The following is a 372-nucleotide window of genomic DNA, read 5'->3' on the forward strand; positions in this document are numbered from 1 at the left end:
AGCACAAAAACGACTGTATGTACTGCATCAGTTTGATCCAAGTGATGTGAACTACAACATGCCGTCAGTGCTGCAAGTGAGCGGTCCGCTGGATGTGAAACGAGTAGAAGACGTGTTCCGTCAACTAATTGATCGTCATGCAACCTTGCGTACCCGCTTTGAGCTGGTAGACAATGAGCCGATGCAATGGATTGAGGATACCGTGCCATTCGAGGTGGAATATACGAAGGTACAGGTAGAGAGTACGACTACGGCTACGTACACGAGGATTAGCGAGGAAGCACAAGAACGGGTCCGGCAGTTTATCCGTCCGTTTGATCTAAAAGCTGCACCGCTGCTGCGGGTAGGCTTGGTGGATCTGGGTGTCCAAGG

Annotated in this window: 1 protein-coding gene; it reads left to right on the plus strand. The window is 50.8% G+C overall.

Going from position 1 to position 372, the window contains the following annotated elements; translation table 11 throughout:
• A partial coding sequence (locus G9G53_RS25780; protein WP_165150890.1) for a condensation domain-containing protein occupies nt 1-372 on the plus strand: 372 nt, incomplete at both ends.

The organism is Paenibacillus sp. EKM206P, assembly GCF_011066155.1.
Lineage (GTDB): Bacteria > Bacillota > Bacilli > Paenibacillales > Paenibacillaceae > Paenibacillus > Paenibacillus polymyxa_D.